The 2,908-nt window shown below is 61.6% G+C and carries 3 protein-coding genes and 1 pseudogene; all 4 read left to right on the top strand.

Annotation, left to right across the window (positions count from 1 at the left end):
* Positions 1–544: pseudogene (locus AC1DT3_RS16895) on the top strand (calcium-binding protein); the annotation flags it as partial.
* A gap of 491 nt (positions 545–1,035) precedes the next feature.
* Positions 1,036–1,407, top strand: a complete 372-nt coding sequence (gene rpsL, locus AC1DT3_RS16890; RefSeq protein ID WP_109596495.1) for a 30S ribosomal protein S12 — start codon at positions 1,036–1,038, stop codon at positions 1,405–1,407.
* Positions 1,408–1,417: 10 nt separating this feature from the next.
* A complete protein-coding gene (gene rpsG / locus AC1DT3_RS16885) occupies positions 1,418–1,888 on the top strand; it encodes a 30S ribosomal protein S7 (RefSeq protein ID WP_477466396.1) in 471 nt (156 codons plus the stop codon).
* 25 nt (positions 1,889–1,913) lie between these two features.
* The coding region (locus AC1DT3_RS16880) for an elongation factor G (RefSeq protein WP_477466395.1) at positions 1,914–2,908 on the top strand (995 nt) is incomplete at its 3' end.

The following is a 2,908-nucleotide window of genomic DNA, read 5'->3' as shown; positions in this document are numbered from 1 at the left end:
GAGTTTCACGATCGCGGTTTCCGACGTCAATCCCGAGACGACCGGGGGAACGGCGAACGCGGACGTATTCCTCGGCGGCGCCTTGGGCGATACCCTCGGCGGCGGGGCCGGGAACGACATCCTCAAGGGTGGGGCAGGGGGCGACCTGTTGACGGGCGGCCTCGGCAACGACCAGCTTTGGGGCGGCGCCGGCAAGGATACCCTGATCGGCGACAAGGGACAGGACGCCTTCGCGTTCAGCGTCAAGCCGACCAAGGGTGACCGGGACACCATCAAGGACTTCGTGGTGGCGGACGATTCGGTTTGGCTCGACAACGCGATCTTCACGAAGCTCGGGAAGAGCACGAGCACGACGCCCATCAAGATGAAGAAGGCCAATTTCGCCATCGACAAAGCGAAAGACTCCAACGACTTCGTCATCTACAGCAAGACGACAGGCATTCTGTCCTACGATGCGGACGGCTCCGGATCCGGCAAGGCTCAGGAGATCGCCGTCCTCAAGAAGGGGCTGGCGTTCACGGCGGCCGACGTCTACGTGATTTGATCGAACGGATCGGCGGGCAGGGGGCAGGAAACGATCATCTTCCTATCCCCGCCCGCCATCTTGTTTCCTTTTGCGTCGGGTAGGGTGGTTGCACGACCTTGAATGGTCCTCTTGCTGCCGTTCCTGCCGGAAACCCGCGGAAATCCAGTTGACTTTGCGCGACTCGGGGGCTACAGAACGCGGACTTTCCGACGGGCCGTAGGTGTTCGCGGGTCAAAGCGCCTAGCTTCGACCGATGCCGCCTAAACGCTGTCGAACTCAACACTGACTGACACATCGTCAGCTTGAGGCACGACTGCGGTGGGAGACCACCGTGATCCTCTGCACTCGCAACACGCCAAAGGCTTCTGAGCCGATGGCGTGATTTCGTTTTGCGCAAGTCCAACGGGCTTTCTGTCCATGGGATCGGCCGAAACGAGGGTGCGGAGCTGAACCGTAGAATTTTGGACTAGTGTCACCCATGACGGGTGGCCCGTGAAAGAGGGCACAGGATGCCAACGATCAGCCAGCTGATCCGCAAGCCGCGGACGGCCCAGAAGAGCCGGAATAAGGTTCCCGCGCTAGAGGCGTGCCCCCAGAAGCGGGGTGTCTGCACACGCGTCTATACAACGACCCCGAAGAAGCCGAACTCGGCGCTTCGTAAGGTCGCCAAGGTTCGCCTGACGAACGGCTACGAAGTGATCGGCTATATCCCGGGTGAGGGTCACAACCTTCAAGAGCACTCCGTGGTGATGATCCGCGGCGGCCGCGTGAAGGATCTTCCGGGCGTTCGCTATCACATCCTCCGCGGTGTCCTCGACACCCAGGGCGTCAAGAATCGTAAGCAGCGTCGTTCGAAGTACGGCGCCAAGCGGCCGAAGTAGGAGTTAGCTCATGTCCCGCCGCCACAGCGCCGAGAAGCGTGAGATCATCCCTGACGCGAAGTTCGGGGATATCATCGTCACCAAGTTCATGAACTCGATCATGTACGACGGCAAGAAGTCCGTCGCAGAAGGCATCGTCTACGGTGCGTTCGACATCATCGAGACCCGCGCCAAGTCGAACCCCCTCGAGGTGTTCAAGCAGGCGCTCGACAACGTCGCTCCGGCGATCGAGGTCCGGTCCCGCCGCGTCGGTGGCGCCACGTACCAGGTCCCCGTCGAAGTGCGCACCGAGCGTCGTCAGGCTCTGGCGATCCGCTGGATCATCCAGGCGGCCCGCTCGCGCAACGACAAGACCATGGTCGACCGGCTTTCGGCCGAGTTGCTCGATGCATCCAACAACCGCGGCAACGCGGTGAAGAAGCGCGAAGACACCCACCGGATGGCTGAAGCCAACCGTGCGTTCTCGCATTACCGCTGGTAACGGCAGGACCTTGAGGAGCTGAGCGATGCCCCGCACGCACGCAATTGAGGACTACCGCAACTTCGGCATCATGGCCCACATTGATGCTGGAAAGACGACGACGACCGAGCGTATTCTCTATTACACCGGCAAGTCGCATAAGATCGGCGAAGTCCACGAAGGCGCCGCCACCATGGACTGGATGGAGCAGGAGCAGGAGCGTGGCATCACGATCACCTCTGCTGCGACCACCTGTTTCTGGCATGACAAGCGCCTGAACATCATCGACACCCCCGGCCACGTCGACTTCACCATCGAAGTCGAGCGTTCGCTGCGCGTCCTCGACGGCGCCGTGTGCGTTCTCGACGGCAACCAGGGCGTCGAGCCGCAGACCGAGACCGTTTGGCGTCAGGCCGACAAGTACGACGTTCCCCGTATCGTGTTCGTCAACAAGATGGACARGACCGGCGCGAACTTCTTCAGCTGCGTCGCCGACATCATCAAGCGCGTCGCCGGCAAGCCCGTCTGCCTGCAGATCCCGATCGGTGCGGAAAGCGATTTCCGCGGCATGGTCGATCTGATCAAGATGAAGGCTCTCGTCTGGTCGGGCGAGTCGCTCGGCGCGACTTTCGACGAGACCGAGATTCCGGACGACTTGAAGGAACTGGCTGCGGAATACCGTGGCAAGCTCGTTGAAGCCGCCGTCGAAATGGACGACGACGCGATGGTTGCGTATCTGGACGGCCAGGAGCCGGACGATGCGACCCTGCGCCGCCTGATCCGCACGGCCGTTCAGCGCCGCGCGTTCCACCCGGTTCTTTGCGGYTCGGCSTTCAAGAACAAGGGCGTTCAGCCCCTTCTCGACGCAGTCGTGGACTTCCTTCCGTCCCCGGCCGATCGTGAAGCGATCCAGGGCATCGACTTCAAGACCGAAGAGCCGATCATCCGTCGTCCGACGGACGAAGAAGCCTTCTCCATGCTCGCCTTCAAGATCATGGACGATCCCTTCGTCGGCACGATCACCTTCTGCCGCGTCTATTC

It is taken from the genome of Microvirga sp. P4_G7, assembly GCF_056401005.1.
This window is presented reverse-complemented; position numbering and strand designations above follow the sequence as displayed.